The organism is Gordonibacter pamelaeae 7-10-1-b, assembly GCF_000210055.1.
Taxonomy (GTDB): domain Bacteria; phylum Actinomycetota; class Coriobacteriia; order Coriobacteriales; family Eggerthellaceae; genus Gordonibacter; species Gordonibacter pamelaeae.
Genome location: NC_021021.1, coordinates 63,516 through 65,203, shown reverse-complemented (window position 1 = coordinate 65,203; position 1,688 = coordinate 63,516). Strand labels below are relative to the sequence as shown.

Below are 1,688 nucleotides of genomic sequence, written 5' to 3'. Positions count from 1 at the left end.
CCCGCGACGATCGGCCCCTAGCCCTCGGCTCCCTGCCCGGCGTCGGGCGCGGCGCCTTCCGCCTGCCCGCCGCCGTTTCCGCCCTTGTCCTTCCGCAGGGCCTTCGGAAGCGGGATGGCGGCGCCCAGGGCGGCGGCCAGGAACATGACCACGACGCCCTTGACGGGGAAGCACAGGAAAAGCAGCAGCACGGCCATGAGGGGCTGGCGCATGACGGCACCCACGAGGGCGGCCGTGCAGGCGCAGAGGCAGAACACCGGGTCGGCGCCGGTGAGGGCGGCCATGCCGTAGCCGATCGACACGCCCGCGAAGATGACGGGGAAGAAATGCCCGCCGCGCCAGCCGAAGCGGATGCACAGCGGCGTGATCATGACCTTCGCGAAGCCGGTGGCCAGAAGCGCGAGCGCCCCCATGGAGGTCCACACCTCGCCCAGCTGCTCGGCCTGCACCTCGCCGGCGAACATGGTGAACGGCAGCAGGATGCCGAGCACGGCCAGCACGAGGCCGGCGATGAGCGCCTTCGCCACAGGACGGTCGCCCATCTTCCCCGCCGCGCGCTCGAACAGGCCGTCGAACACGCAGAAGAGCCATCCCGCCGCCGCGCCCACGAACGCGAGCGGCAAAAGCCAGGCGAGCTCCGCCGTGCCGACGTGGATGTCGGTGAAGCGCGGCAGCGACATGCCGCCGCCGAACAGCGCCCCCAGCCCCATGAACGCGGCGAGCGCGCCCGCGATGGCGCAGAAGTACACGACGATCTTCGAGTTCTTCGGCAGCGTGATGGTGGCCGCCCCCTTGGGACCGTCCCCGCCCTCGCCGCCGTCCTTCCCGTCGCCGTAGAGCGGCGCCGCGAACCCGAACAGGGGGGCGGTGAAGATGGCCGAGAGCGCCGCCATGGTGCCCACGGACGTGAGCTGCTGGAAGTCGGCGCCGAAGCGCTTCATGCGGTCGCCCACCCAGGTGCAGATGCCCGCGACGGCGCCGGTGAGGCCCGCCTCGGGACCGATGGAGCCGCCGAAGAACAGCGGCAGCAGCGCGGCTATGGACATGACCCCCAGCTTGTCGTAGTCGTAGCGTCCGTCGCGCTTCACCTTCGCCATGACGGCGTCCAGGTCCTCGGGGTAGGGTCCGAAGCGCTTGGCGAAGAGGCCGACGACGAGGCCGCCTACGAGGCAGGCGGCCAAGGGGAAGTAGATGCCGAAGCGGCCCCCCACGTTGTCCCAGACGAACGAGATGCCCAGGTTCATGACGAACAGGAGCGCCCACACGAACGCGCCGGCCACCGACCCGGTCACCACGACCGAGAGGACGAACAGCGTGCGGTTCGCAAGCTTGGCGAGCTTCATCCGCGCCCCCCTACCGGCCGGCAACCAGGTCACGGGCCGCCGGCAGGCCGCAGGCGCCCTCGGCTTGGCACACGGCACGCACGATGGCGCCCTGCATGGCCTCGCAGGCCAGCACAGATACCGCGTCGGGCAGCGCCTCAACCTCGCCGGACGCGAACGCGAACACGGTGTCGCCGTCGTTCAGGGTGTGCACGGGCTTGATGGCGCGGGCATAGGCGTCGTGGACGGTCGAGGCGGTCTTGGTCGCCTGGGCCTTCGTGAGCCGCGCGTTCGTGAGCACGACGCCGATGGTCGTGTTGGCGCAGGGCCCGCCGGCGGCGGGAGCCGTCCCGTCGCCGGCCGCCG

At 71.5% G+C, this 1,688-nt stretch carries 2 protein-coding genes; both read right to left on the bottom strand.

Features of this window, described 5'->3' with window-relative positions:
• Window positions 1-17 precede the first annotated feature (17 nt).
• Window positions 18-1,343 carry a chloride channel protein gene (locus GPA_RS00295; RefSeq protein WP_015538611.1) on the bottom strand — a complete coding sequence of 442 codons (1,326 nt, stop codon included), beginning with the start codon at window positions 1,341-1,343 and terminating at the stop codon, window positions 18-20.
• 10 nt (window positions 1,344-1,353) lie between these two features.
• On the bottom strand, window positions 1,354-1,688 hold a 335-nt coding region (locus GPA_RS00290), incomplete at its 5' end, for a P1 family peptidase (protein WP_041238663.1).